General features: G+C 61.4%; 26 protein-coding genes. 21 read left to right on the top strand and 5 right to left on the bottom strand.

Going from position 1 to position 22348, the window contains the following annotated elements; all coding sequences use genetic code 11:
• Positions 1-14 precede the first annotated feature (14 nt).
• On the bottom strand, positions 15-1196 hold the full coding sequence (locus tag Q1A89_RS19805) for a hypothetical protein (RefSeq protein ID WP_299732612.1): 1182 nt from the start codon (positions 1194-1196) through the stop codon (positions 15-17).
• A gap of 151 nt (positions 1197-1347) precedes the next feature.
• Here Q1A89_RS19805 and Q1A89_RS19800 point away from each other — a divergent pair, with 151 nt between their 5' ends.
• Both Q1A89_RS19800 and Q1A89_RS19795 read left to right on the top strand, forming a co-directional pair.
• Positions 1348-1833 carry an Hsp20/alpha crystallin family protein gene (locus Q1A89_RS19800; protein ID WP_299732609.1) on the top strand — a complete coding sequence of 162 codons (486 nt, stop codon included), beginning with the start codon at positions 1348-1350 and terminating at the stop codon, positions 1831-1833.
• Between the two features lie 49 nt (positions 1834-1882).
• Positions 1883-2722 (top strand): universal stress protein, encoded by an 840-nt coding sequence (locus tag Q1A89_RS19795; RefSeq protein ID WP_299732606.1) that lies wholly within the window; start codon positions 1883-1885, stop codon positions 2720-2722.
• Here the strand turns inward: Q1A89_RS19795 and Q1A89_RS19790 are convergent.
• Positions 2712-3416 (bottom strand): endonuclease/exonuclease/phosphatase family protein, encoded by a 705-nt coding sequence (locus Q1A89_RS19790; protein ID WP_299732603.1) that lies wholly within the window; start codon positions 3414-3416, stop codon positions 2712-2714. The genes Q1A89_RS19795 and Q1A89_RS19790 overlap by 11 nt on opposite strands.
• A 59-nt stretch (positions 3417-3475) precedes the next feature.
• On the opposite strand from Q1A89_RS19790, the gene Q1A89_RS19785 reads away from it, so the two are divergent.
• Together Q1A89_RS19785 and Q1A89_RS19780 are read left to right on the top strand one after the other, a co-directional pair.
• A complete protein-coding gene (locus Q1A89_RS19785) occupies positions 3476-4129 on the top strand; it encodes a hypothetical protein (protein WP_299732600.1) in 654 nt (217 codons plus the stop codon).
• Positions 4130-4384: 255 nt separating this feature from the next.
• Entirely contained in the window at positions 4385-5281 is an 897-nt protein-coding gene (locus Q1A89_RS19780; RefSeq protein WP_299732597.1) for a carbamate kinase, read from the top strand.
• Here Q1A89_RS19780 and Q1A89_RS19775 read toward each other — a convergent pair.
• Both Q1A89_RS19775 and Q1A89_RS19770 read right to left on the bottom strand, forming a co-directional pair.
• Complete coding sequence (locus Q1A89_RS19775; RefSeq protein ID WP_299732594.1) at positions 5265-5588, bottom strand: chaperone modulator CbpM; 324 nt, start codon at positions 5586-5588, stop codon at positions 5265-5267. The genes Q1A89_RS19780 and Q1A89_RS19775 overlap by 17 nt on opposite strands.
• A gap of 3 nt (positions 5589-5591) precedes the next feature.
• A complete protein-coding gene (locus Q1A89_RS19770) occupies positions 5592-6548 on the bottom strand; it encodes a DnaJ C-terminal domain-containing protein (protein ID WP_299732591.1) in 957 nt (318 codons plus the stop codon).
• 211 nt (positions 6549-6759) lie between these two features.
• Between Q1A89_RS19770 and fabB the strand changes: the two genes are divergently transcribed.
• The 13 genes from fabB (at position 6760) to Q1A89_RS19705 (ending at position 18079) form a co-directional block, all read left to right on the top strand.
• On the top strand, positions 6760-7989 hold the full coding sequence (gene fabB, locus Q1A89_RS19765; RefSeq protein ID WP_299732588.1) for a beta-ketoacyl-ACP synthase I: 1230 nt from the start codon (positions 6760-6762) through the stop codon (positions 7987-7989).
• Positions 7990-7998: 9 nt separating this feature from the next.
• Positions 7999-8790 (top strand): enoyl-ACP reductase, encoded by a 792-nt coding sequence (locus Q1A89_RS19760; RefSeq protein WP_299732586.1) that lies wholly within the window; start codon positions 7999-8001, stop codon positions 8788-8790.
• Between the two features lie 57 nt (positions 8791-8847).
• Positions 8848-9159 carry a hypothetical protein gene (locus Q1A89_RS19755; RefSeq protein ID WP_299732583.1) on the top strand — a complete coding sequence of 104 codons (312 nt, stop codon included), beginning with the start codon at positions 8848-8850 and terminating at the stop codon, positions 9157-9159.
• 202 nt (positions 9160-9361) lie between these two features.
• Positions 9362-10141: an ATP-binding cassette domain-containing protein gene (locus Q1A89_RS19750; protein WP_299732581.1), complete on the top strand. Its 780-nt coding sequence runs from the start codon at positions 9362-9364 to the stop codon at positions 10139-10141.
• A 1-nt stretch (position 10142) separates the two neighbouring features.
• A complete protein-coding gene (locus tag Q1A89_RS19745) occupies positions 10143-11135 on the top strand; it encodes an ABC transporter permease (protein WP_299732578.1) in 993 nt (330 codons plus the stop codon).
• Between the two features lie 60 nt (positions 11136-11195).
• Positions 11196-12107 carry a sugar ABC transporter substrate-binding protein gene (locus Q1A89_RS19740; RefSeq protein WP_299732575.1) on the top strand — a complete coding sequence of 304 codons (912 nt, stop codon included), beginning with the start codon at positions 11196-11198 and terminating at the stop codon, positions 12105-12107.
• A gap of 69 nt (positions 12108-12176) precedes the next feature.
• Complete coding sequence (locus Q1A89_RS19735) at positions 12177-13211, top strand: zinc-binding alcohol dehydrogenase family protein (protein ID WP_299732572.1); 1035 nt, start codon at positions 12177-12179, stop codon at positions 13209-13211.
• Positions 13204-13983, top strand: coding sequence for an SDR family oxidoreductase (locus Q1A89_RS19730; RefSeq protein WP_299732569.1), 780 nt, complete (start codon positions 13204-13206; stop codon positions 13981-13983). The genes Q1A89_RS19735 and Q1A89_RS19730 overlap by 8 nt, the downstream gene beginning before the upstream one ends.
• A 14-nt stretch (positions 13984-13997) precedes the next feature.
• The gene (locus tag Q1A89_RS19725) at positions 13998-14669 is read left to right on the top strand and encodes an RraA family protein (RefSeq protein WP_299732566.1); all 672 of its coding nucleotides are present in this window, start codon (positions 13998-14000) and stop codon (positions 14667-14669) included.
• Positions 14670-14709: 40 nt separating this feature from the next.
• Positions 14710-15612, top strand: a complete 903-nt coding sequence (locus tag Q1A89_RS19720; protein WP_299732563.1) for a GntR family transcriptional regulator — start codon at positions 14710-14712, stop codon at positions 15610-15612.
• Positions 15609-15902, top strand: coding sequence for a UxaA family hydrolase (locus Q1A89_RS19715; protein WP_299732560.1), 294 nt, complete (start codon positions 15609-15611; stop codon positions 15900-15902). Before Q1A89_RS19720 ends, Q1A89_RS19715 begins: the two co-directional genes overlap by 4 nt.
• A gap of 4 nt (positions 15903-15906) precedes the next feature.
• The gene (locus tag Q1A89_RS19710; protein WP_299732557.1) at positions 15907-17103 is read left to right on the top strand and encodes a UxaA family hydrolase; all 1197 of its coding nucleotides are present in this window, start codon (positions 15907-15909) and stop codon (positions 17101-17103) included.
• Positions 17104-17113: 10 nt separating this feature from the next.
• Positions 17114-18079 carry an aldo/keto reductase gene (locus Q1A89_RS19705; RefSeq protein ID WP_299732554.1) on the top strand — a complete coding sequence of 322 codons (966 nt, stop codon included), beginning with the start codon at positions 17114-17116 and terminating at the stop codon, positions 18077-18079.
• Positions 18080-18125: 46 nt separating this feature from the next.
• Here the strand turns inward: Q1A89_RS19705 and Q1A89_RS19700 are convergent, their stop codons facing one another.
• On the bottom strand, positions 18126-18560 hold the full coding sequence (locus Q1A89_RS19700) for a peptidylprolyl isomerase (RefSeq protein ID WP_299732551.1): 435 nt from the start codon (positions 18558-18560) through the stop codon (positions 18126-18128).
• Between the two features lie 126 nt (positions 18561-18686).
• Between Q1A89_RS19700 and Q1A89_RS19695 the strand changes: the two genes are divergently transcribed.
• Genes Q1A89_RS19695 through Q1A89_RS19680 form a run of 4 tightly spaced genes read left to right on the top strand, consistent with a single transcriptional unit; the run spans position 18687 to position 22346 of the window.
• Positions 18687-19373 (top strand): haloacid dehalogenase type II, encoded by a 687-nt coding sequence (locus tag Q1A89_RS19695; protein WP_299732548.1) that lies wholly within the window; start codon positions 18687-18689, stop codon positions 19371-19373.
• A complete protein-coding gene (locus Q1A89_RS19690; RefSeq protein WP_299732545.1) occupies positions 19373-20191 on the top strand; it encodes an alpha/beta hydrolase in 819 nt (272 codons plus the stop codon). The genes Q1A89_RS19695 and Q1A89_RS19690 overlap by 1 nt, the downstream gene beginning before the upstream one ends.
• Positions 20188-21159 carry a threonine/serine dehydratase gene (locus Q1A89_RS19685; protein ID WP_299732838.1) on the top strand — a complete coding sequence of 324 codons (972 nt, stop codon included), beginning with the start codon at positions 20188-20190 and terminating at the stop codon, positions 21157-21159. The genes Q1A89_RS19690 and Q1A89_RS19685 overlap by 4 nt, the downstream gene beginning before the upstream one ends.
• A complete protein-coding gene (locus Q1A89_RS19680) occupies positions 21156-22346 on the top strand; it encodes an endonuclease/exonuclease/phosphatase family protein (RefSeq protein WP_299732542.1) in 1191 nt (396 codons plus the stop codon). The genes Q1A89_RS19685 and Q1A89_RS19680 overlap by 4 nt, the downstream gene beginning before the upstream one ends.
• The last annotated feature ends 2 nt before the right edge of the window (positions 22347-22348 follow it).

The raw sequence follows: 22348 nt of genomic DNA, 5'->3' as shown, positions 1-22348 counted from the left end.
CTCCTTTGTATGGGTCAGTCTTCGATCGGCCTCATGTCCACGTCGAGGGCGAGGTCCGGATTGCCCATCAGGGACAGGAACACTGCGCGGGTCATCGCACCGATGCCCAACAGAACCAGCGTGTAATTCGCAACCCAGCCGACAAAGGGGATGAAGTTCAAAAGGGCGACAAAGATGATCGCTCCAGCCAAGATCAAGAGGCGTGCGACAATGCTGGGATCATCCGCTCCGCCCAGCCCGATCCAAAGGCGCATGGCGACGCTGTAGGCCCCAAGCGCATAGCCCAGGATCCAGGCCACCACGATGGCAAGCAGGGCGATGGGCACAAATGGGAGACCAATGATGGTCAGCCCGATGATCGGCACCATGCCAAACAGCATCGACAGGCCAATCACCCCCAGCATCACGGTCTGGCCCGGTGCTGACGCGATGCTGCGGCGCATGCGCGCCAGCCGTTTAGGCATGAAACCCAGCATGAGCGCGCCGAGGGCCATGAAGAACAGCAGGGACACGATGAAGCCAAAGGTCATTGAGGCAAAACCCGGCAAGCCGGGCATCTCTTTGCCGACCGTCTTCCATTCCTCAAAGACGCGCCCGCCGGTGAACTCTTCGAACGTGACGCGGTCCGGCGATGCCACGTGCGCGGGCACCTTGATCTTGTCCTTGGTGCTGTAGGTCAGCGTACCTGACACCACCGCATCCGGCCCAAGCGACAGCGTTTGCGCCACAATGCGCACATCACCCGAAATCTTGGCGTTCAGGATCACGTCTCGCCCGAGCACAGACAGCGCCCCGGCGACCGGTCCCTCAATCGTGACCGAATTGCCCATCAGGCGGGCATTGCCACGGGTGTCGGAACCGCTGTCGGTGCGCGCAGAGAACGCCATGACCGACAGATCCTCGCCGATGGTGCCTTGGATCACGACGGTTGCGCCCATGGCGTAAAGGTCCTCGGCTACGTCAACGTCCACCGACACATCAAACCCCGACAGATGCATATCGCCAAACGCCGCGCCCTTCACCCGGGCCGACCGTGCGGTGACAAAGGTGTCCCCCTTGGTATCGATCGCCTGGTTGACGAGACCGCCTGCAAAAAACGTGTCATCGGCGTTGCGGGTGGTCGCGGTTTCGGCAAGGGCCGCGTGCGCAAAGCCGATCACGGCCAGTGCGGCAAAAATTTTCGGGAAAGCAGACATCGTTGGCCTCTCTATCGGTCGTCTTGGTTCCCTCGTGATCTATGCCAAAGCCCATGCCTTCGATTGATCGGGATCAATCGGACCCAATCTGCGCCTTGTTAGATGGTGGCGGACACAAACAGTGTCGCCCGTTTTGAAAAGGAGTCTGCAGATGACACGGCAAACGCTTCCCCAGAACCACCGCACAGGTGGTGAAACCGCTCTGTTTCCTTCGTTGCAAAAGGAAATGAACCGCCTGCTGGACCAGTTCAAATCCAGCTTTCCGATGCTGGATGATGATGCCCAGCCCTTTGGTGCTGGCCCATCCTTTCCCGCCATCGACGTGGTCGAAACCGAAGAGACGATTGAGGTCAGCGCGGAAGTCCCCGGCGTCAAGGAAGACGATCTGGACGTGACGGTGTCTGGAGAGACGCTGGTGCTAAAGGGTGAGAAAAGCGCCGATCACGAGGAAAAGGACGACAGCTATCACCTGATCGAGCGGCGCTATGGCAGCTTCCGCCGTCACATCCCGCTGGGCTTTGCCCCTGACGAGGGCGCGGTGCATGCGGATTTTGCGGACGGGATCCTGAAACTCAGCATCACAAAACCCTCAACCGCCAAAGCAGCCGTTCAGAAAATAGCCATAAGGAAAACCTGATCCTCTACCGGGCGTGCCGCGCACGCCCCCGTTTCAAAGGAATAGATCCATGGCCCCCAAGACCATTCTGGTTTGTCTCACCACACCCGATCATGCCGAGACCCTACTCAAGGTTGCGGTCCCTCTGGCGCGCAAACACGACTCGCATCTGATTGGCCTGCACACGGTCGAAGCGCTGGTCGTCTACCCCGGCATCGCCATGCATATTCCGGACACTGCCTTTGCCGCGTTCAATGCAAGCCAGAAAGAAGAGGCCGAAGCCATCAAGGCGGTGTTTGAAAAACGCACTGGTCCCGAGGATTTCGTAAGCGAGTTCCGTCTGGTACGCGCCGAGGCGCAATCAGCCAGCGAGCGCATGATCGAAAGTGCGCGCGCGGCTGATCTGGTGATCATGGCGCATGAGGACAAGAACAGCGACCGCTATGACCAGCGCCATGCCCAGACGCAGGTGATCCGTGAAAGCGGGCGGCCCGTGATCGTGGTGCCGCTGGACTATGACGGCCCCGAAATCGGTGCAAACATCCTGCTGGGCTGGAGCGACACGCGCGAGGCCGCCCGCGCCGCCCATGACATGCTGGGCCTTGCCGATGAGGGGGCCGAACTGACCGTCTTGCGGGTCGGGCAAAGCAAACAGGATGCGTTCAAGGATTCCGACGCCATCGACATGGTCGAGATGTATGCCCGTCACGGCCTCAAACCCACGCTGGAGCATCGCGACCCGATGGGCGACAGCATCGCCGATGTGTTGCAATCGGTGGCCTTTGAAAAGGGTGCGGACCTGATCGTGACGGGGGCTTTTGGCCATTCCCGCGCCTATGATTTCGTGCTGGGGGCCACCACCTATGCCCTGTTGCGCGACCAGAAACTGCCAGTCCTGTTCAGCAAATAGCGGCAGGCACCAGGATGTCGGACCAGATCGGCAGATGGTCCGATGCCACCCGCGCAAGCGCGCTTTGCGCGACGCCCGCATCATCCAGTTCCACCCCGTATGACAGCGCAAACCTGTCCAGCGCCGCAATCGGGCGACGGGCGTGAAAGGACCGCCCGGGGCTGTGTGTCTCAAACCGCGCGGCCAGCGGTTCAAAGCCTCGTGTTTGCGACCATTCGTTGAAATCCCCGGCGAGGACGCAATACTGATCCAGATCAGTGGCGTGATTGAGAGCCGTGAGTTGAGCCCGCCTGTCGCGCCTGCGCAGCCCGAGATGTGCGGCCACGACGGTCAGCCCTGCGCCAACACCAAGGGTGAGGCGCACCGCTCCGCGCGGCTCAAACCCCGGAAGGTTCAGGGTTTCCACCTCCTCGACGTCGATCCCGGCGCGCACCATGATGGCATTGCCGTGCCAGCCGATGCTGATCCCGTTGCGGGAGACGTCAACCAGATCAAAGTCCGTCTCGGCCGCGATCATCGCACGTGGCAGGGCCGGTTGACGTGGGCCCATGCGTTTGTCCGCCTCTTGCAGTACCACGATATCCGCGCCCAGCGCGTTGATGACCTCCAGCGTCCGCTCTGGCCGTCGCTTTTGGTCAAGGCCGCGGGCCTTTCGGATGTTATAGCTGGCAATACGTATGCGAGAGGGCTGCATTCACACAATATAGGGATCTCCATGGCTGTTTGTACCGCCCAACCACGAACAGGCGCGCAATGAAACTGATCCGGGACAGCGGCGGCACCATGCTGGTGATCTGGGCCATGCTCTTGGGTACCGCGCTTGTCGCCCTTGGGCTTGCGCGCTGGTCGTTGGCATTTGTCAGCTTTGCCACGCTTGTCCTGTCGCTTGTGCCACCGCTTCTGGCGGCGCGCTGGTCGCTGAAACTGCCCCTGCCCTTTTTGCTGTTCACAACGCTGTTTTTCTTTGCCTCGATCTTTCTCGGTGAGGCGTTCGACTTTTATGAGCGCCTCTGGTGGTGGGACATCGCCTTGCACGGCCTGTCGGCGGTTGGCTTTGGCCTCACCGGGTTTCTTTTTGTGTTCATGTTGTTCGAAGGCGACCGCTTTGCAGCACCGCCTTCAGCCATCGCGTTCATCAGCTTTTGCGTGGCCATGACTGTCGGCGCCATCTGGGAAGTGTTCGAATACATGATGGACCTGTCCTTTGGGCTGAACATGCAAAAGTCCGGGCTGGACGACACGATGGGCGATCTGATCGTGGACGCATTGGGCGGACTGCTGGCCAGCGTAACGGGCTATTTCTATTTGCGCCGCAATGCCGCCGGTCTGCTGGGGCGTGGGTTGTCGCAATTCATCCAGATGAACCACCGGCTTTATCGCAAATACAAAGAACGTCTGAAAAAGTGACACCATCCACTGCGCCGCATTGAGCAATCTCAATCGGTGCGGTCCCGGTTGGCCCAAGATGATCGAACGCACGCGTATCAGGAGGCATCGCACATGGTCATCGCACCGCATTTCAACTCTGCACCCGAGCGTTCGAAACAAGGCCATCGCCAGACCGCCTGCACAATTCCCTTCGATCTGGATGTCAGCCTGTGTGGGCCAAATTGGTTTTGGCTGGGCATCACAATCGTAAGCGCGGCCGCTCTGGGGTTGTGAATGAGACTTGTCGTTGCCTTGGGCGGGAACGCCCTTTCCAAACGTGGGGAAGTGCTGACCGCCGCAGGCCAGCGCGCGAGCATTCGGGTTGCGGCCAAATCACTGGCTCAATTGCTTGAGGCGGGCCACGAGGTCGTCATCACCCACGGCAATGGCCCTCAGGTGGGATATCTGGCGCTGCAGGGTGGGCCATTTCCACTGGATGTGCTGGGGGCCGAGACCGACGGCATGATTGGCTACGTTCTGCAGCAGGAATTGGACAACGCCTATGCGCCCGACGCCAAATACGCCACGCTCCTGACCCAGATCGAGGTTGATCCGGATGATCCGGCCTTTCAGGCCCCGACGAAATTCATCGGACCGATCTATGACGAGGCCGACGCGGCCAGCTTGAGCGCAGAGCGCGGCTGGACCATCGGCAAGGACGGCGCGCACTTTCGGCGCACGGTTCCGTCCCCGCGCCCCCGACGTATTCTGGAACTGGACGTGATCAACCTGCTGCTTGAGCAAAAGGTGATCGTCATCTGCGCAGGCGGCGGCGGAATCCCGGTAGTCCAGAAACCCGACGGCACGATGATCGGGGTTGAGGCTGTCATCGACAAGGATCACGCCAGCGGGTTCCTTGCTCGGGCACTGAACGCCGATGCCTTTCTGATGCTGACTGACGTCGAAGGCGTGTTCGCCGATTGGGGCACAGCGGATCAGACTCTCATCCGTCATGCTACGCCTCGAGAGCTGTCAAAAATGTCGTTTCCCGCCGGGTCGATGGGACCGAAGGTCGAGGCCGCTTGTGACTTTGCCACGGCCACCGGCGGGTTTGCCGCCATCGGACGGCTGGCCGACTGCATGGCGCTGGTGAACGGCGCCCGAGGCACCCGCATCAGCCCGCAGGCCTGATCGGGTCCAGGGTCGCTTCGTACTGCGCCAGACGGCGCAACATGGCATCGCGTTCCTCCAGCAGGTCCAGAACAAGGGCAACTCCGGCCGTGTTTACCCCCAGGTCACGCTTCAGACGACCCGCTTTCTTGGCCCGGCGGATGCTCGTGCCGACAAAGCGCCAGTTGCTGCTGTTCCCGCCAATCGGATCCAGCACCCCGTGCTCGACCAGCTCGATCACCCATGCCTCGTCTGTCTGACAAAAGCGGCACAGGTCCTGCAATGTGAGCGTGTCCACAACTTCACTGCGTAAGGTCGTCTTTTTCATAGTCTAACCTCCTAGATGCGCACGGGGATCAAAGGGCATCTCACGTGCCATCCTTTCAAAGAATGCGCGGGCCTCCGATGTGTCCGCCTTTGGATTGACGATTTTAAGGGTGGCGTAGATGTCGCCTCTCGGCTGTCCCGGCAGGCCCTTGCCTTTGAGCCGGAGTTTCTGACCGGTGCGGGCGTTTTTCGGGATGCGCAGATCGATCCGGCCGTCGGGGGTGGGCATCGTCACGTGCCCGCCAAGGGCGGCCTCCCAAGGGGCAATGGGCAGATCAAGGTAGAGGTCCCTGCCATCGGGGCGATAGATGGGATGCGGAGCAAAAACGATTTCGAGAAACAGATCACCCGCGCCCGCTTCTGGCGCACCTTCGCCCGGCAGCCGGATGTGCTGCCCTTCTGTCACGCCCTTGGGCACGTGTACGGAAATGGCGCGTGTCTCCAGTGTGACCTCGCCATCGGGACTAAGGACAGGCGATCGCAGGCTCAATGTGCGCGCAGCTCCTTCATAGGCCTCTTCGATAGTGATCTCGATCCGCCCGTGACTATCAGCGCCCCAGCCTGTGCCCCGATCCGTCGCCGGATCAGCCCCGCGTCGAAACAGCGTTTCGAAAAAATCGCTGAACGTTTCACCCTCCCTTGGCCCACCTTGCGAAAAGGAAAAGCCGCTGTCCCATCCGGGGGGCGGTTGATATCGACCGTCGTGTCGCGGCGGTTCGCGCCCCAACTGATCATATGCGGCGCGGCGTTCGGGGTCCTTCAACACCTCGTAGGCCTCGTTTACTTCCTTGAACTTTGCTTCAGCTTCCGGGCCGGGTGCGATGTCCGGATGATACTTGCGCGCGGCCTTTCGAAACGCTTTTTTGATCTCGTCCGCGCCCGCATCTCGGGCGACCCCCAGCACCTTGTAATAGTCCTTGAATTCCATCAGCCTGCCGCCCGCCTGGTCCGGTCTAGGCATAGGATGCCACGCACTTTGCCTGGCAGGTTTGATCTGTATCAGTCGGATATCTGCCTGCGGCACGACGGGCACTAGAAGCGAAACGGTGGGCGTCCAACACACGTCACGCGTCCTATCTCCTTGCGCGCCCCCGCCCCACTGTCCTACATGGACATGGCAAGAAAATGTGAAGGACCAGCATCATGCGCCGCGTCAAACCAGAGGTTTGCAGATGAAAAGAGTCGTCGTCACCGGATTGGGCATCGTCTCATCCATCGGGAACAATGTGGACGAGGTTCTGGCCTCGTTGAAATCAGGCACGTCCGGCATCGTGGCCAGCCCCGAGATGGCCGAGCACGGCTTTCGCAGCCAGATCGCGGGCACGCTGAAACTGGATGTGGCCGAGCATGTCGAAAAGCGCAGCTTGCGTTTCATGGGACCGGGGGCGGCTTATGCCCATATCGCGATGAGCCAGGCGATTGCGGATGCGGGCCTTGAAGAAAGCGACATCGTGAACCCGCGCACCGGTCTTGTGGCCGGATCGGGGGGGCCGTCGACATCTGCCATGCTCGCCGCCCACCAGACCGTGCTGAAGACCGGCGCGACCAAGCGGATCGGCCCCTTTGCGGTGCCCAAATGCATGTCCTCGACGATCAGTGCGAACCTGGCGACAGGGTTCAAGATCAAGGGCATCAACTATTCCATCACGTCCGCCTGCTCGACCTCGCTGCATTGTATCGGCAATGCGGCTGAGCAGATCATGCTGGGCAAACAGGATGTGATGTTTGCGGGCGGTGCCGAAGAACTCGACTGGACCCTGTCCTGCCTGTTTGATGCGATGGGCGCGATGTCGTCCAAGTACAACGATGCCCCTGAAACGGCGAGCCGCGCCTTTGACGCCAATCGCGACGGGTTCGTGATCTCGGGTGGCGGCGGCATTGTCGTGCTCGAAGAGCTGGAACATGCCCGAGCGCGCGGCGCCAAGATTTACGCCGAAGTGACGGGATATGCCGCCACCTCGGACGGGCACGACATGGTGGCCCCCTCCGGCGAAGGTGGCGAGCGGGCGATGCGCGTTGCACTTGAAACCCTGCCCGAAGATCGCCGCGTCAGCTATATCAACGCCCACGGCACCTCGACCCCGGTCGGCGATGTGGGCGAGATCGAGGCCGTGCGCCGCGTATTTGGACAAGGCGCGACCCCGCCCGTCAGTTCGACCAAGTCGATGACAGGGCATGCGCAGGGGGCCGCAGGCGCGCTTGAGGCGATCTTTAGCCTTTTGATGCTCGAACATGATTTCATCACCCCGTCGATCAATGTCGAAACGCTGGACCCCAACCTTGATCCTGCCGAAATCGCGACCGATCTGCGGCTCGATGCAGGACTTGATTGCGTCATGACAAACTCTTTCGGCTTTGGCGGTACGAACGGGTCGATGATCCTTTCCAAATTTCATGGGTAAGCACTGAACATGTCCGATTTGCTAAAAGGAAAACGCGGCCTGATCATGGGGGTCGCCAACGATCGCTCCATCGCGTGGGGGATTGCAAAAGCGCTGCATGAGGCGGGCGCGGAACTGGCGTTCACCTATCAGGGCGAGGCGTTTGGCAAGCGGCTTGAGCCGCTGGCAGCGTCCGTTGGCTCTGATTTCATGGTCGATGTGGATGTGACGGATGATGACTCGCTTGATGCCGCCTTTGATGGGCTTGGCGCACGTTGGCCGACCATTGATTTCGTCGTGCATGCCATCGCCTTTTCGGACAAGTCCGAGTTGACCGGACGGTTCCTGAACACGTCACGGGCCAACTTCAAGCATTCGATGGACATCTCGGCCTACAGTTTCATCGAAGTCGCGCGACGCGCACATCCGCTGATGATCGACAATGGCGGCACGCTGTTGACCCTGACCTATCAGGGCAGCAACCGGGTTGTGCCGAATTACAACGTGATGGGTGTGGCCAAGGCGGCGCTGGAATCCGCGACCCGCTATCTCGCCAACGATCTGGGCCCCGAGGGTATTCGCGTGAATGCCATTTCACCCGGCCCTATGAAGACGCTGGCAGGTGCGGCCATTGGTGGCGCGCGCAAGACCTACAAGCACACGGATCTCAACGCACCTTTGCGCAGCAATGCGACCCTAGAAGCAGTTGGCGGCACGGCCGTCTATCTGTGTTCGGATGCAGGCGCCTGCACTACCGGAGAGATCATTCGCGTCGATGGCGGCTTTCACGTGCTGGGCATGCCGCAGCCGGACTACCTTTAAGGGTTTTTTCACCCTCTCGCCCAAAATTTGCCAACTTGAGCCGCTAGGCCACGTGCCATGGATACGGCTGAACTTGATCGCGCCCAGTCACTGGAGCGCACCTATGCGCGGCGCGCGGCGCGGACGCGTCGGTCCAAATGGCTGAGCGGTGTGTTGTTCTCACTGACCGGTATGGCGTTGATGCTGGTCTTGCGCCTGAACCCTGATCTGGTTGACGGGATAGCGGCCCTAACTCCCGGAACACCGGTTCCGAATGATCTGCGTACGATCGAAGAGCCGGTCGATATTCACCTGCGCGCCATGCCGCGCGATGTGGTGCCGGTGCGGCGCGGCGGTGCCCTGCCGGGGAATGGGCTGAGTTCAAACTGAATTTCTCATCTGAATCAGAGATTTAGTTGTGACGATCTAGCTCACTTTGTGGGCGCGTTGACGCCTGCCCCAAGCCGAAGGTCTTCTCCAAAATCGGTGTAGTGTTCTTAAACGAAAAAAAACATTTGACCGACTCGCGAATTGTTTATTATCGATTAAATACCGATGCGAGCCAAATGGCTTGCGTCATGCGGGGGAACAAATGACACAAGCGGACACGGCCACACCCCTTCTCAGGGCGCGCGGGATCACCAAGCACTATGGCGCGGTTGTTGCCCTCGATGCGGTTGATCTGGACCTGCACGCGGGCGAGGTACTGGGTGTTGTCGGCGACAATGGCGCAGGCAAATCGACCCTCATCAAGGCCCTGACCGGGGCCATCTCCAAAACCGCCGGAACCGTCGAGATGGACGGCAAGGACATTCAGATCACCACCCCGACCGAGGCCAAGGCGGCAGGCATCGAAACCGTCTATCAGGACCTCGCGCTGGTCAACGAATTGTCCATCACCAAGAACATGTATCTGGGCCGCGAGATCGTGCGCGATACGCTGTTTGGGCACCTCTTTGGCACGCTGGATTTTGCAAAGATGGACACCGAAATCCGCGCCCTGTTCCAGAAACTCGATATCCGCATCACCGATATCTACCGCGAGGCCGAGGCCTTTTCCGGTGGGCAGAGGCAGGCCGTGGCGCTGGCCAAGACGGTGATGTTCGGCAAGCGCATCGCCATTCTGGACGAACCCACTGCGGCCCTTGGGGTGCGCGAAAGCAAGATGGCGATGGATCTGGTCAGATCGCTGAAAGATCACGGCCTGTCGGTCATCATGATCACCCATAACATGCAGCATGTGATGAATTATTGCGACCGGGTGATGGTGCTGCGCCTTGGCCGACTGGCGGCGGTGCGTGATGTGGCGGACGTTGACGGCGACACGCTGGTCGGGCTGATCACCGGTGCTGCCGAAGACAAGGTGGCCTGAGATGACTGACCTGCCGCGCCCATCCGCCCCGCCAGTGTCGGCCCCCACCCCGGGTGGGTCCAACCTTGATGTGCTCAAGCACCAGTTCCAGCAGATCTGGCAAGTGCTGGCCGCCCTTGCGCTGATCTATATGGTGTTCTTTGTCCTGTCAGAACCCTTTCGCAGCTTTGATACGTTGTTGTCGATCTTTGGGCAGGCCGCGATTTTGGCCATTCTGGCCTGTGGCACCACGGTGGTGCTGATCTCGGGCGGGCTTGATCTGTCTGTTGGGTCGATCTTTGCCGTGGTCGGCGTGATCGTGGGCATCGTGCTGGCCGAATACCGGTTGCCCGTGCCCGTGGCCGTTCTGATCGGTCTGGCCGCCGGAGCACTGATGGGGGCACTCAATGGCACCATTCAGGTATTGACCAAGGTACCGGCCTTTATCGTCACGTTGGGCGGGCTGACCGCCTACAAAGGCATTGCCGAGATCCTCGCCAGCGGGCGCGATCTATCCCGCTTTCCCGAGAACTTTCAGGTGCTTGGATCGGGTTACCTTGTGCCCATGGGCATCATGTTCGGCGTCGCTCTGCTGACTGGGCTGTTTCTGACCAAAACGCGGCTCGGCAATCATGCATTTGCCATTGGCGGCAACGAAGAGGTGGCGCGCCTGTCAGGCGTGAATGTGCGCAAGAGCCGGATTTACTATTACATGATCGGCGGCGTTCTGGCCGCGACGGCTGCGATCCTCGAAGTGTCCAAACTGAACTTTGCGATGCCCGCCCGCGGCCAAAGCTACGAGCTGTTTGCCATCGCGGCGGTCGTCATCGGTGGGACCAGCCTGTTTGGTGGGCGCGGCGGGGTCGGCAAGACGCTGATCGGCATGCTGATCATGCAGACCATTATCGTCGGGCTGTCCTATCTCGGCGTTGGCACCTCGGTGCAGCGCATTGCCATCGGCATCATCATCATTCTGGCCGTCTACTGGGACGTCTGGCGACGGCCTGCGCGTTAGCGCGTCCACACAAGAATTCCGCCCGAAAGCCCGGGCACAACATCCCAAGGGAGGGAACCCATGACACTGAAAACCTTGAAGACCGTGGTGGCCACGGCGGCCCTGACGGCCACCCTGTCCGGTCCTGCGCTGGCCGAGAACCTGCGCATCGCCTACACTGGCTATTCCACCGACAACACGTTCTGGATCGGTGTGGCCAACTCTGCCGCCGCCAAGGCCGAGGAGATGGGTGTCGAGTTGCTGGACCTGACCGCGTCCTCCCCCGATGCTGCCGCGCAAAAGGACGCCGTTGATCGCGCCATCACCATGGGTGTCGATGGCATCATCATCGGCTCGGTCGACAACCGCGCCTTTGACGCCTCGCTCGACAATGCCAAGCGCAAGGGCATTCCGGTTGTGGCCGTTGATACGGGGATTGAGCACGAACATGTTGCAAGCCTTGTGCAGACCGACAATCTGGCCGCAGCCGGTATTGCGGGCGAATATATCGTCGGCCAGTTGGACAAGGGCACGGTCCTGATCCTTGGCGGCTCTGCCGGCCACCAGACCGGCAATGCGCGCCGCGACGGGGTCAAGACCGCGGCCGAGGCTGCAGGTCACGAAGTGATCTTTCAGATCTGCGACTGGCAAGATGCCTGTGCCTATGAAACCACGGTGAACTTTCTGCAATCCAATCCCGACATCAAGGCGATCTTTTCGGCCTGGGATCCAGGCGCGCTGGCGGCTGTTTCTGCTGCGACCGAACTGGGCAAGATGGACGATCTGGTTATCGTCGGCTTTGACGGCAATCCGGCCAACCTCGTGTCCATCGAAGCAGGCGAACAGGCGGCGACCATCAAGCAGGACAATGTGCGTATGGGGGCCGAAGCGGTCGAAAATCTGGTGGGCCTGATCAAGGGCGAGGAGGTCCCGGCCTTTACCCCGATCGACGGCATCCTGATCACTTCTGACAACGTGGCGGATTTCAAGTAAACCTGTCCCAAGGGGCCGTCCGCGCGCTGTGAGCGGCCCCGCACTTCTTGTTCAAGGACGCATCCCCCCATGCAAGTACTGGTCATCACCGCCGTCGGCCAAACCGGGTTCAGGACGGTCGACACCCCCAGACCGGGTCGGGCCGAGGTTTTGCTGGATGTGGGATTTGTCGGACTCTGCGGCAGCGATCTGAACACCTATCGTGGGGCCAACCCGCTTGCCACCCTGCCCCGCATTCCCGGCCACGAGATTGGCGGCACGATCCTGTCGCGCGGTCCTGATGTCCCGCCCGATTTCAGCCCCGGCAAGCGCGCCATCGTCATTCCCTACACGACCTGCGGCACCTGTTCTTCTTGCGCGATGGGCCGCCAGAACGCCTGTCGCCACAACCAGACACTGGGTGTGCAGCGCGATGGCGGTATGTCGTCACGCATCGCCGTGCCACACAACCACCTGATCCTGAATGATACGCTGTCCCTGTCCCAACTGGCGCTGGTCGAACCGCTCTCGGTTGGCTTTCACGCCGTCGCCCGTGGGCGCATTGGTCCCGACGATACGGTTGTTGTCCTGGGCGCAGGCATGATCGGCATTGGCGCGATCCTTGGTGCGCTGGCCGTCGGCGCGCGCGTGATTGTCGCCGAAATCAGCGCCTCGAAGCACGCCACGCTGATCGATTTGGGTGTGGATGCGGTGATCGACCCAAGCGCCGAAGACCTTGCCGCCCGCGTCGACGCGCTGACGGACGGCCAAGGCGCTGATGTGGTGATTGAGGCCGTTGGCCTGCCCGAGACCTTCCGCGCGGCCATTGACCTCACCTGTTTCGGCGGGCGCGTTGTCTATGTCGGCTATGCCAAGGCCGAGGTCAGCTACAACACCGCCATTTTCAACCTCAAGGAACTGGACATCATGGGGTCGCGTAACGCCACCCGTACCGATTTCGAAGCGGTGGTGACCTATCTCGAAGGCCACCCCTCCCTCGCCAGCCAGTTGATTTCGCGCATTTTCCCATGGGCCGAGGCAGAGGACGCCTTTCCCTATTGGGAGGCGAACCGGCAGGAAACGTTCAAAGTGATGATCGACTGCCAAGGGCAGGATGATGTCTGACGCCGCTATTCTCTCCCGCCGCTACGGCCTTGAGGGCAAGACCGCTCTGGTCACCGGCGGCGGCACGGGATTGGGCAAGGCCGTTGCCACAGCACTTGCCCAAAGCGGGGCGCGCGTGGTCATCGCGGGGCGCCGTGCCGAGGTGCTGGAAGCCACCTGCGCCGAGATCGGTCATGGGGTCAATCATCAGGCCATGGACCTCACGGACATGGCCGGGATCGCGGCGGTTGCCAGGGATTTACACGCCACTCACGGCACTTTCGACATCCTGGTAAACAACGCAGGCAACACGCTGAAAAAACCGTTCCTGGACTCCGACCTTGACGAGTTCGACAGTGTTTTTGACGTCCATGTGCGCGGCGCACTTGAACTCAGCCGTGCGGTCATGGGTCAGATGCAGGCCGATGAGACGCAGGGCTCAATCCTCTTTATCTCGTCGATGACGGCCTATATCGGGCAGCCCAACGTGTCCGGCTATACCATCGCCAAGACGGCGATCAACGGCGTCATCCGCGCCCTGTCGGCCGAGGTCGCAGGCAGCGGCATTCGCGTCAACGGCGTGGCACCGGGCTGGATCGATACGGATGTGTTTCGCACCGCCACCAAAGGCGATCCCGACCGCAAGGCCAAGATCATGGGCCGCATTCCGATGGGGCGGCTGGGCGAGCCTGAGGATATCGGCTGGGCCTGCGCCTTTCTGGCCTCGCAGGCGGCGCGATACATCACCGGGCAAGTGCTTCTGGTCGATGGCGGTGGTGCCACAGGGTTTTAACGGGGGAGAGACAGATGACCGATCAGGACATGTTCGCACAGATGAAGGAAACGCTGTTCACCGCCGTGATCGGCGACGTTCTGGACGTGCTGGGCTATCGCAATCAGTTCCTGCCGCAGCCCATCAAACCGCTGGTTCCCGGCACGAAACTGGCCGGACGCGCCATGACCGTGCTCGAGGCCGACTATCCCGGCGCGGGCGGTCCGGGGCCTCTGTCGGGCAAGCCCTTCGGGCTCATGTTCGAGGCCCTTGATGATCTGAAAGAGGGCGAGATTTACATCGCCTCCGGATCGTCCTTTGAATACGCCCTGTGGGGTGGGTTGATGTCGACCCGCGCGCTGCATCTGAAGGCGGCAGGCGCGATCCTTGATGGCTACGTGCGTGACACGGACGAGATCCGCGCGCTTGGCTTTCCGGTGTTTTCGCGCGGGGCCTTCGCGCAGGATCAGGGCATTCGCGGCAAGGTGCTGGACTACCGTGTGCCCATCAACGTCAAGGGCGTGCAGGTCGCTCCGGGTGATATGATCTTTGCCGATGACGAAGGGGTTCTGATCATCCCGCAAGCGGTCGAGCAGCAGGCGATCAGCGACGCACTCGCCAAGGTCGCCACCGAAAACGAGGTTGCCAAGGCGATCCGCGCGGGCATGTCCACGCAAGAGGCCTTTGCCACATTCGGCGTCATGTAGCACACTCAGCGCCACCACTCACACGCCACCGGGGCCTTTAATGTCGCGCGACAATTCAACCTACAAGGACAGCCTGAACCGCAGCCTCGATTACGTCGCGGCCTTGGGGATCGAGAACACGCTGCCTTCGGAGGTCGAGTTGACCCAGCGTCTTGGCATCAGCCGCACCACCGTGCGCGCCGTGCTGTCCCATCTGGACGAGGTCGGCATCATTTCGTGGTCAGGACGCAACAAGACGGTGCTGCGCGCCCCGAAGCCAGCCGACTATTTCGCCAAGGCCGAGACCCTGTCGACCAGCGAACGGGTGGAGACGCAGTTCATGGAATACCTGCTTGGGGGTGATCTCAAACCCGGCGCCATCCTGCACGAAAGTGATATGGTCCGCGCCTTTGGCGCCAGCGCGTCGGTCCTGCGTGAATTCCTGATCCGCTTTTCCCGCTTTGGCCTGATCGAGAAGGAACCAAACCGCCACTGGGTGCTGCGCGGCTTTACCCGCTCGTTCGCGATCGAGCTGTTCGACGTGCGCGAGATGTTCGAATTGCGCGCTTTTGCGACGCTCACGGCCAAGGGACCAGAGGGCGAAGCGCGGGCACGTCTCATCGCCCTTGAGGACGCCCACGAGGCCATCATCGCCGACATCGACGCGCAATATCTGAGCTTTCCCCGTCTGGATGAGCAGTTCCACCGGGTGCTGATGGAAGACCTCGGCAACCGCTTTGTCGATGACTTTGTTGAATTGGTTTCGGTGATCTTTCACTATCACTATCGCTGGAACAAGCGCGACGAGCGCGACCGCAACCTGGCCGCGGCGCGTCAGCATCTGGCCGTGATCCGCGCGTTGAAGGCGGGCGAGACCGACCGCGCGATGGACCTGTTTCAGGAACACCTCAATGCCGCACGCAGCACCTTGCTGAGCTCGGTACCGTGGGACCCGGAACCATGAACGCACATACTGATCCCCGGCTTTTGACCCTCGCGCCGGGCGACAATGTCTCTGTGCTGAAGGCCACAGTCGCGGCGGGCGAGGATATTCTGATTGGGGGCCAGTCGGTCCATATGCCCCAGACATTGGGTCTGGGCCACAAACTGGCTGTTGCGCCAATCCCCGCCGGGGAAGATGTGATCAAATACGCCTTTCCCATCGGCTTTGCCGCGCAGGATATCCCGCTGGGCGCACATGTTCATATCCACAACCTCACCAGTCGGCACACCACTGTCGAGATCATGGAGTAGCGCCATGTCACAGATGACAGCCTGGCCCCGCAAGGACGGTCGCAAGGGCATCCGCAACGTGGTGGTGGTCGCCTATCTTGTGGAATGCGCCCATCACGTCTGCAAACAGATCGCCCGCCCATTTGAGGAAAGCGACGTGCAGGTCATCGGCTTTTCGGGCTGTTTTCCGTCCCAATACGGGCAGGAGATGATGGAGGCGCTCTGCACTCATCCCAATGTGGGCGCAGTGCAGCTGGTGTCGCTGGGTTGCGAGAATTTCAAGAAGACGCAATTGGCCGACGCCATCCGCGCATCGGGCCGTCCGGTGAACGTGATCACCATTCAGGACAGCGGCGGGACGGCAGCGGCGGTCGCCGCAGGGCGCGATTGGGTCCGACAGGCCCAAGACCAGATCGCGATCTTGCCCAAGGTCGCGATGGACGTTTCCGAGCTGGTGATCGGCACCATCTGCGGCGGATCGGACGCGACCTCGGGTATCACGGGCAACCCTGCAGCGGGCATCGCCTTTGACCAGCTGGTGGCTGCCGGAGCCACCTGTATTTTCGAGGAAACCGGCGAGTTGATCGGCTGCGAACATGTCATGGCGGCGCGGGCCGCGCACCCCGATCTGAAACCACACATCATCGAAATCGTGGACAAAGCCGCCGCCTATTACGCGGCCATGGGATACGGATCCTTCGCCAACGGCAACGCCACAGGCGGGCTTTCCACCATCGAAGAAAAGTCGCTGGGTGCTTATGCCAAGTCCGGTCAAAGCCCGATCAGCGGCATCCTGCGTCCGGCTCAGCAAGCGGCAACTGGTGGTCTGTACCTGCTGGATGTGGTGCCTGACGGGCCGCCAAAATTCGGCTTTCCCAACATCAACGACAATGCCGAGATCATCGAACTGATCTCTTGCGGGGCGCATGCGGTGGTTTTTGTGACCGGGCGCGGGTCGGTTGTGGGTTCGGCCATTTCGCCGGTCCTCAAGGTCTGTGCCAACCCAGAAACCTATGCGCGCATGGCCGGGGATATGGATGTGAATGCGGGCCGTATTCTGGACGGCGCGGCCAGCCTGCAAGAGGTAGGGTCGGAGATTTTCGACAAGCTGATTGCCCTTGGCGCAGGCGCGCGTACCGCCTCGGAAACGCTGGGCCATGTGGAATTCGTGCTCACCTACAAGACCGCCACCCCTGCGGAACCCGGGTGCCATCCGAATTGAGGATTTCACGATGCTGAACGACACACACCGCCTGTCCTTGGGCACGGCAGCCCTGTCCGGCCTCTACCGCCCTGTTGCCCGCGTGGATGCCCAGCAAGTTCTGGAAACCGCATGGGATCGTGGCATCCGCTATTTCGACACCGCACCGCATTACGGCAATGGCGCCTCCGAAGGGTTGCTTGGCGATTTTTTGCGAGAACGCAGTGGCTGGGTGCTGTCCACCAAGGTGGGGCGGGTGCTGTCGCCGGACGCCAATCCGCCGCCTGTGGTCAACGGCTTTCACAACGCATGGCCCCTGAAACAGCGCTTTGATTTCACCTATGACGGCATCATGCGCTCGGTCGAGGACAGCTTTCAGCGGCTTGGTCTCAACCGCATCGACATCCTTTACGTACATGACATCGGTGACCCCGAGGCAGGCACCGACACCCCGCATCACCGCGCGCAACTGCTCGACAGTGGCGCGCGTGCACTTGAGATGCTCAAGGCCGAGGGCACCGTCAAAGCCATCGGTCTGGGCGTGAATACGGTCGAGATTTGCCAGGAGCTGGTGGGCGTCTTTGATATGGACCTGATCCTGCTGGCCGGGCGCTATACACTGCTCGACCAATCCGCCCGTGCGCACCTGTTTCCCAAATTGCGTGCGCACGATATCCGGCTGGTGATCGGCGGCGTGTTCAATTCAGGCATCCTTGCTACCGGCCCGGTACCGGGCGCGCATTACAACTATGCCCCTGCCCCAGAAGAAATCCGTGCCCGCGTCAGAGAGATCGAGGCGATCTGTGCCCGCCATGACACGCCCCTGCCGGCAGCCGCATTGCAGTTTCCAGATCAGGACCCGCTGATTGCCTCGACCCTGATCGGCACCACCAAGGCGTCCTCGCTCAGCCGCAATATTGCGCAGTTCAACGCGGACTTGCCAAAGGCCTTGTGGGAGGATTTGCGCGCCAACGGGTTTATCCAAGCAGGCAATTGAGTGACGTCGGCGCTCAGCGAAACGGCAATGGTCGTATCAGCGCGCCTTAGCCCGCCTCGACCGAGACCACTTCGAAATCAAACACCAGATCGCGCCCGGCCAGCGGGTGGTTGGCATCCAGCATCACCTGTTCGTCGTCGACCCCCGTCACCGTGACCGGCATCGGCTGGCCTTGCGGTGTCTGCATCTGCAACTGCATGCCGACCTCAAGCGCGATTTCGTCGGGGATCGCATCGCGTGGCACGCCCTGATGCAGGGCCGGGTTGATCGGGCCATAGGCGTCGGCACAGTCAATGTTCACCGTCTTTTTCTCGCCCGCCTGCATACCCGGCAAAGCCGCATCAAGACCCTTGATGATATGCCCGGCCCCGACCACGAATTCGAGCGGATCACGCCCTTCGGAGCTGTCAAAGGTGGTCCCGTCGGTCAGTGTGCCCGTGTAGTGGATGCGCACTGTGTCGCCGTCCTTGATCTCGGCCATATGGCGTGCTCCCTTCTCTTCGCGCAACACCCTGCCTGTATGTGGCCGCGTGGTAAACCCCACCTGCCCCCTTTTCGTCCCCGTGCACCCGTGCCACTCTGCGCCCACCAAGCGAAAGGTCCGGCCATGCCCATCACCACCTGCATCTTTGACGCCTATGGTACGCTGTTTGATGTGGCGGCCGCCGCCCGGCAGGCTGCAAGCGATCCATCCTTTGCCGCGATCAAGGACGATTGGCCCGCGCTGGCCGAACACTGGCGCGCCAAGCAGTTGCAATATACGTGGCTGCGCGCGGTCACCGACGCACACACGGATTTCTGGGAAGTCACGCAGCAGGGGCTCGACTGGGCGCTGGAAAAGACCGGCCATGACGGCGATCTGGCCCTGCGCGAACGCCTGCTCGCACTTTATTGGGAATTGCAATCCTATCCGGAGGTTCCGCTGATGCTGCACAGCCTCAAGGATGCCGGGTTGAACACCGCAATCCTGTCCAACGGCTCGCCTGACATGTTGGATGGGGCAGTGCAATCGGCGGGCATCGCGGATGTGCTGGATGATTGCCTGTCGGTGCAATCGGTGGGAATCTTCAAGCCCGACGCACGAGTCTATGATCTTGTGGGCCAGCGTTTTGACTGCGCAAAAGACGAGGTGCTGTTTGTGTCCTCCAACGGTTGGGATGCCGCCGCCGCCACGGGGTACGGATTTACCACGGCCTGGGTCAACCGCGCGGGCGAGCCAGTGGACCGCCTGCCCTGGGTGCCTGCACACAAGCTAAGCGATCTGAGTGGCATTCCGGCACTGGCGGCGGTCTGATGGCGCAGTTCACCACCTCTGACGGGCTGGATCTGTTCTACACGGATGAAGGTGAAGGCCTTCCCCTGCTGTGCCTGCCCGGCTTCACCCGCACCACGCAGGATTTTCAGTACGTCACGCCCCACCTGCCGCCCTGCCGCCTGATCAAGATGGACTATCGCGGGCGCGGGCAATCCGCGTTTGACCCGAACTGGCAGAACTATGACCTGCTCATCGAGGTGCGTGACGTGATGGAGCTGATGGATCATCTGTCACTGCCCAGTGTTGCGATCCTTGGGACCTCGCGAGGCGGCCTCAATGCGATGGGACTTGCCGCGGCCGCGCCGGATCGCCTGATCGGGGCGGCCCTCAACGATGTCGGGCCGGCACTGGATCCGGCGGGATTGGCGGGCATCATGGTGTATCTCGGCCGCCGCCCTGCGGCACGCAGCTTGGCCGAGGCTGCGATGGCCCTGCCATATGTCCTCAAAGGGTTCGAGGATGTGCCTGAAAGCCGCTGGATGCAGGAAGCGCGCACGCATTTTGTGGAAACCCCGGATGGTCTGGACATCACCTACGACCCGCATCTGCGCGACGCGGTCGAAGCGGGCGGCGAGATCCCTGACCTCTGGCCGCTTTTCGACGCGCTTGCGGGCAAGCCGACTTGCCTGATCCGCGGGGCCGGGTCGGATTTGCTGAGCGCCCAAACAGCCCAAAAGATGCAGGACCGTCGCCCCGACATGATCTTTGCCGAGGTGCCAAAACGCGGACATGTGCCGTTTCTTGACGAACCCGAGGCGGTGGCCGCGCTGTGCGCATGGATGGAGCAAATGCAATGAATATCGACATGATCCGCGCCGCCGCGCAGCGCCTAAAGGGGCATGCGCGAGTGACCCCGTTGCTCAACTCGCCTTTCATCGACGAGATCGCGGGACGCCGGGTCTGGATCAAACCCGAATGCCTGCAGCACACCGGCAGCTTCAAGTTTCGCGGCGGTTGGTCGGCCTTGTCCGCGCTTGACCCAGAAGTGCGCGCGCGCGGCGTCATCGGCTATTCCAGCGGCAATCATGCCCAAGGGGTAGCCCACGCCGCAACCCTGCACGGCGTGCCGTCGGTGATCGTGATGCCGTCGGACGCCCCGACCCTCAAGATCGCCAACACCAAGGCGCTGGGGGCCGAAGTGGTGTTGTATGACCGCGCCGGCGAAGATCGCGATGCCATTGGCGCGCGCATCGCCGAGGAACGTGGCCTGACTTTGATCCGCCCCTATGATGAACCGCAGGTGATCGCGGGCCAAGGCACCACCGGCCTTGAGATCGCCGAACAGGCTGCTGCCCATGGGGTACGCGAGGCCGACGTTCTGGTCTGTTGTGGTGGCGGGGGTCTGACCAGCGGCATTGCACTCGCCCTCGAGGCCGACGCGCCGGGCCTGCGCGCGCGCCCGGTTGAGCCCGAAGGGTTTAACGACGTCGCCCGCTCGCTGCGCTCGGGCCAGATTGAGCGCAACAGCCGGACCTCGGGCAATATCTGCGATGCGATCATCTCGCCCCAACCGGGTGACATCACGTTTCCGATCATACACCGCCTTTGCGGCCCCGGCCTCGTCGTGAGCGAGGACGACGCCTTGCGCGCCATGGCACAGGCCTTTTTGCGGTTGAAACTGGTGGCGGAGCCCGGGGGTGCGGTCGCCCTTGCTGCCGCCATGTGTCGGCAGGACCAAATAGAGGGCGAGGATGTGATCGTCACAATTTCGGGTGGCAATGTCGACCCGGATATCTTTGCACGGAGCCTCCAGACCCTCTCATGACCCAGTTTTCCATAGCCAGTTTCAACGTCAAAAACCTGATCGGACCGGATCAGGAATATTACCGTTTTCAAAGCTACACTCCTGAGGAATACGCTTGGAAAGCCGACTGGCTGGCCGAACAAATCCAGACCATGGACGCCGACATCGTCGGCTTTCAGGAGATTTTCGAGGAAAGCGCGTTGCGCGATGTTCTGGCCAAGTCGGATGCGGGCGGGATCGAGGACAATGCCGCCCATATTCCGGGCCCGAACAAGCGCTATCGGCGCAAGGCGATCTTTCGCAAGCTGGCCTACAGCCCCTATACGGACGCCGCACTGGCCGTCGCGCCAAACGTCAATGATGGTGGCCCCGGCCAGCGCCGCCCAGGTGTCGCGATCCTGTCGCGCCTCGGCTTTGTCGGCGCGCCCGAGATCATTCAGGACCTCGAAGACCCGCTCGACATCGGCTTTGGCCCGATGGGTCCCGAGGGCGGGGGCAGTTTCCGCCTGACTCGCCTCAGCCGTCCCATCCTGAAAGTGCGCGCGCCTGTGGGCAGCCATGTGATCACGGTATTCAACTGCCACCTCAAGTCCAAACTGGGCGAATTTGTGCGCCCTGCCGACGGCAGCGCTCCATCAGAAATCGACCTTACTCAATACGATGCCGTTGGGCGGGCCCTTGGTGGCTTGCGCGCCGCCTTGCGCCGCATGGCCGAGGCCTGGGTGCTGCGCCGCGCAATTGTGTCTGAGCTGCAGGCAGGTAATCCAGTCATGGTGCTGGGTGATTTCAACGATGGGGAACATGCGGTCAGCTCCGAAATCATCAGCGGTGAGACGCCGTTCAAGAACTACGCCTGGATGCTGCGCCACGACGCCAAAACGCCAAGGGACCGCTATTCCGAGGCGGAAGACACCCAGATCCGCGAGGACATCGAGGCCGTGCACCTGCATTCCGCCGAGCGGCAATTCGTCAAGAAATCCGCCCGCGACATGGTCTATACGGCTGCGTTTGGCGGGGTGTATGAAAGCATCGACCAGATCTACATGTCCCGCCACTTTCTGCCTGACGCACCGGAAAGCATCGGGCAGATGGACTATTTTTCCGTGTTGAACGATCATCTGACCGATGGCAGCCACCCCGAGGCACCGTATAACAAACTGGCCTCCGATCATGGGCAGATCATTGCCCATATGAAGCTAAAGGACTGAAT

It is taken from the genome of uncultured Tateyamaria sp., assembly GCF_947503045.1.
GTDB lineage: Bacteria > Pseudomonadota > Alphaproteobacteria > Rhodobacterales > Rhodobacteraceae > Tateyamaria.
This window is presented reverse-complemented; position numbering and strand designations above follow the sequence as displayed.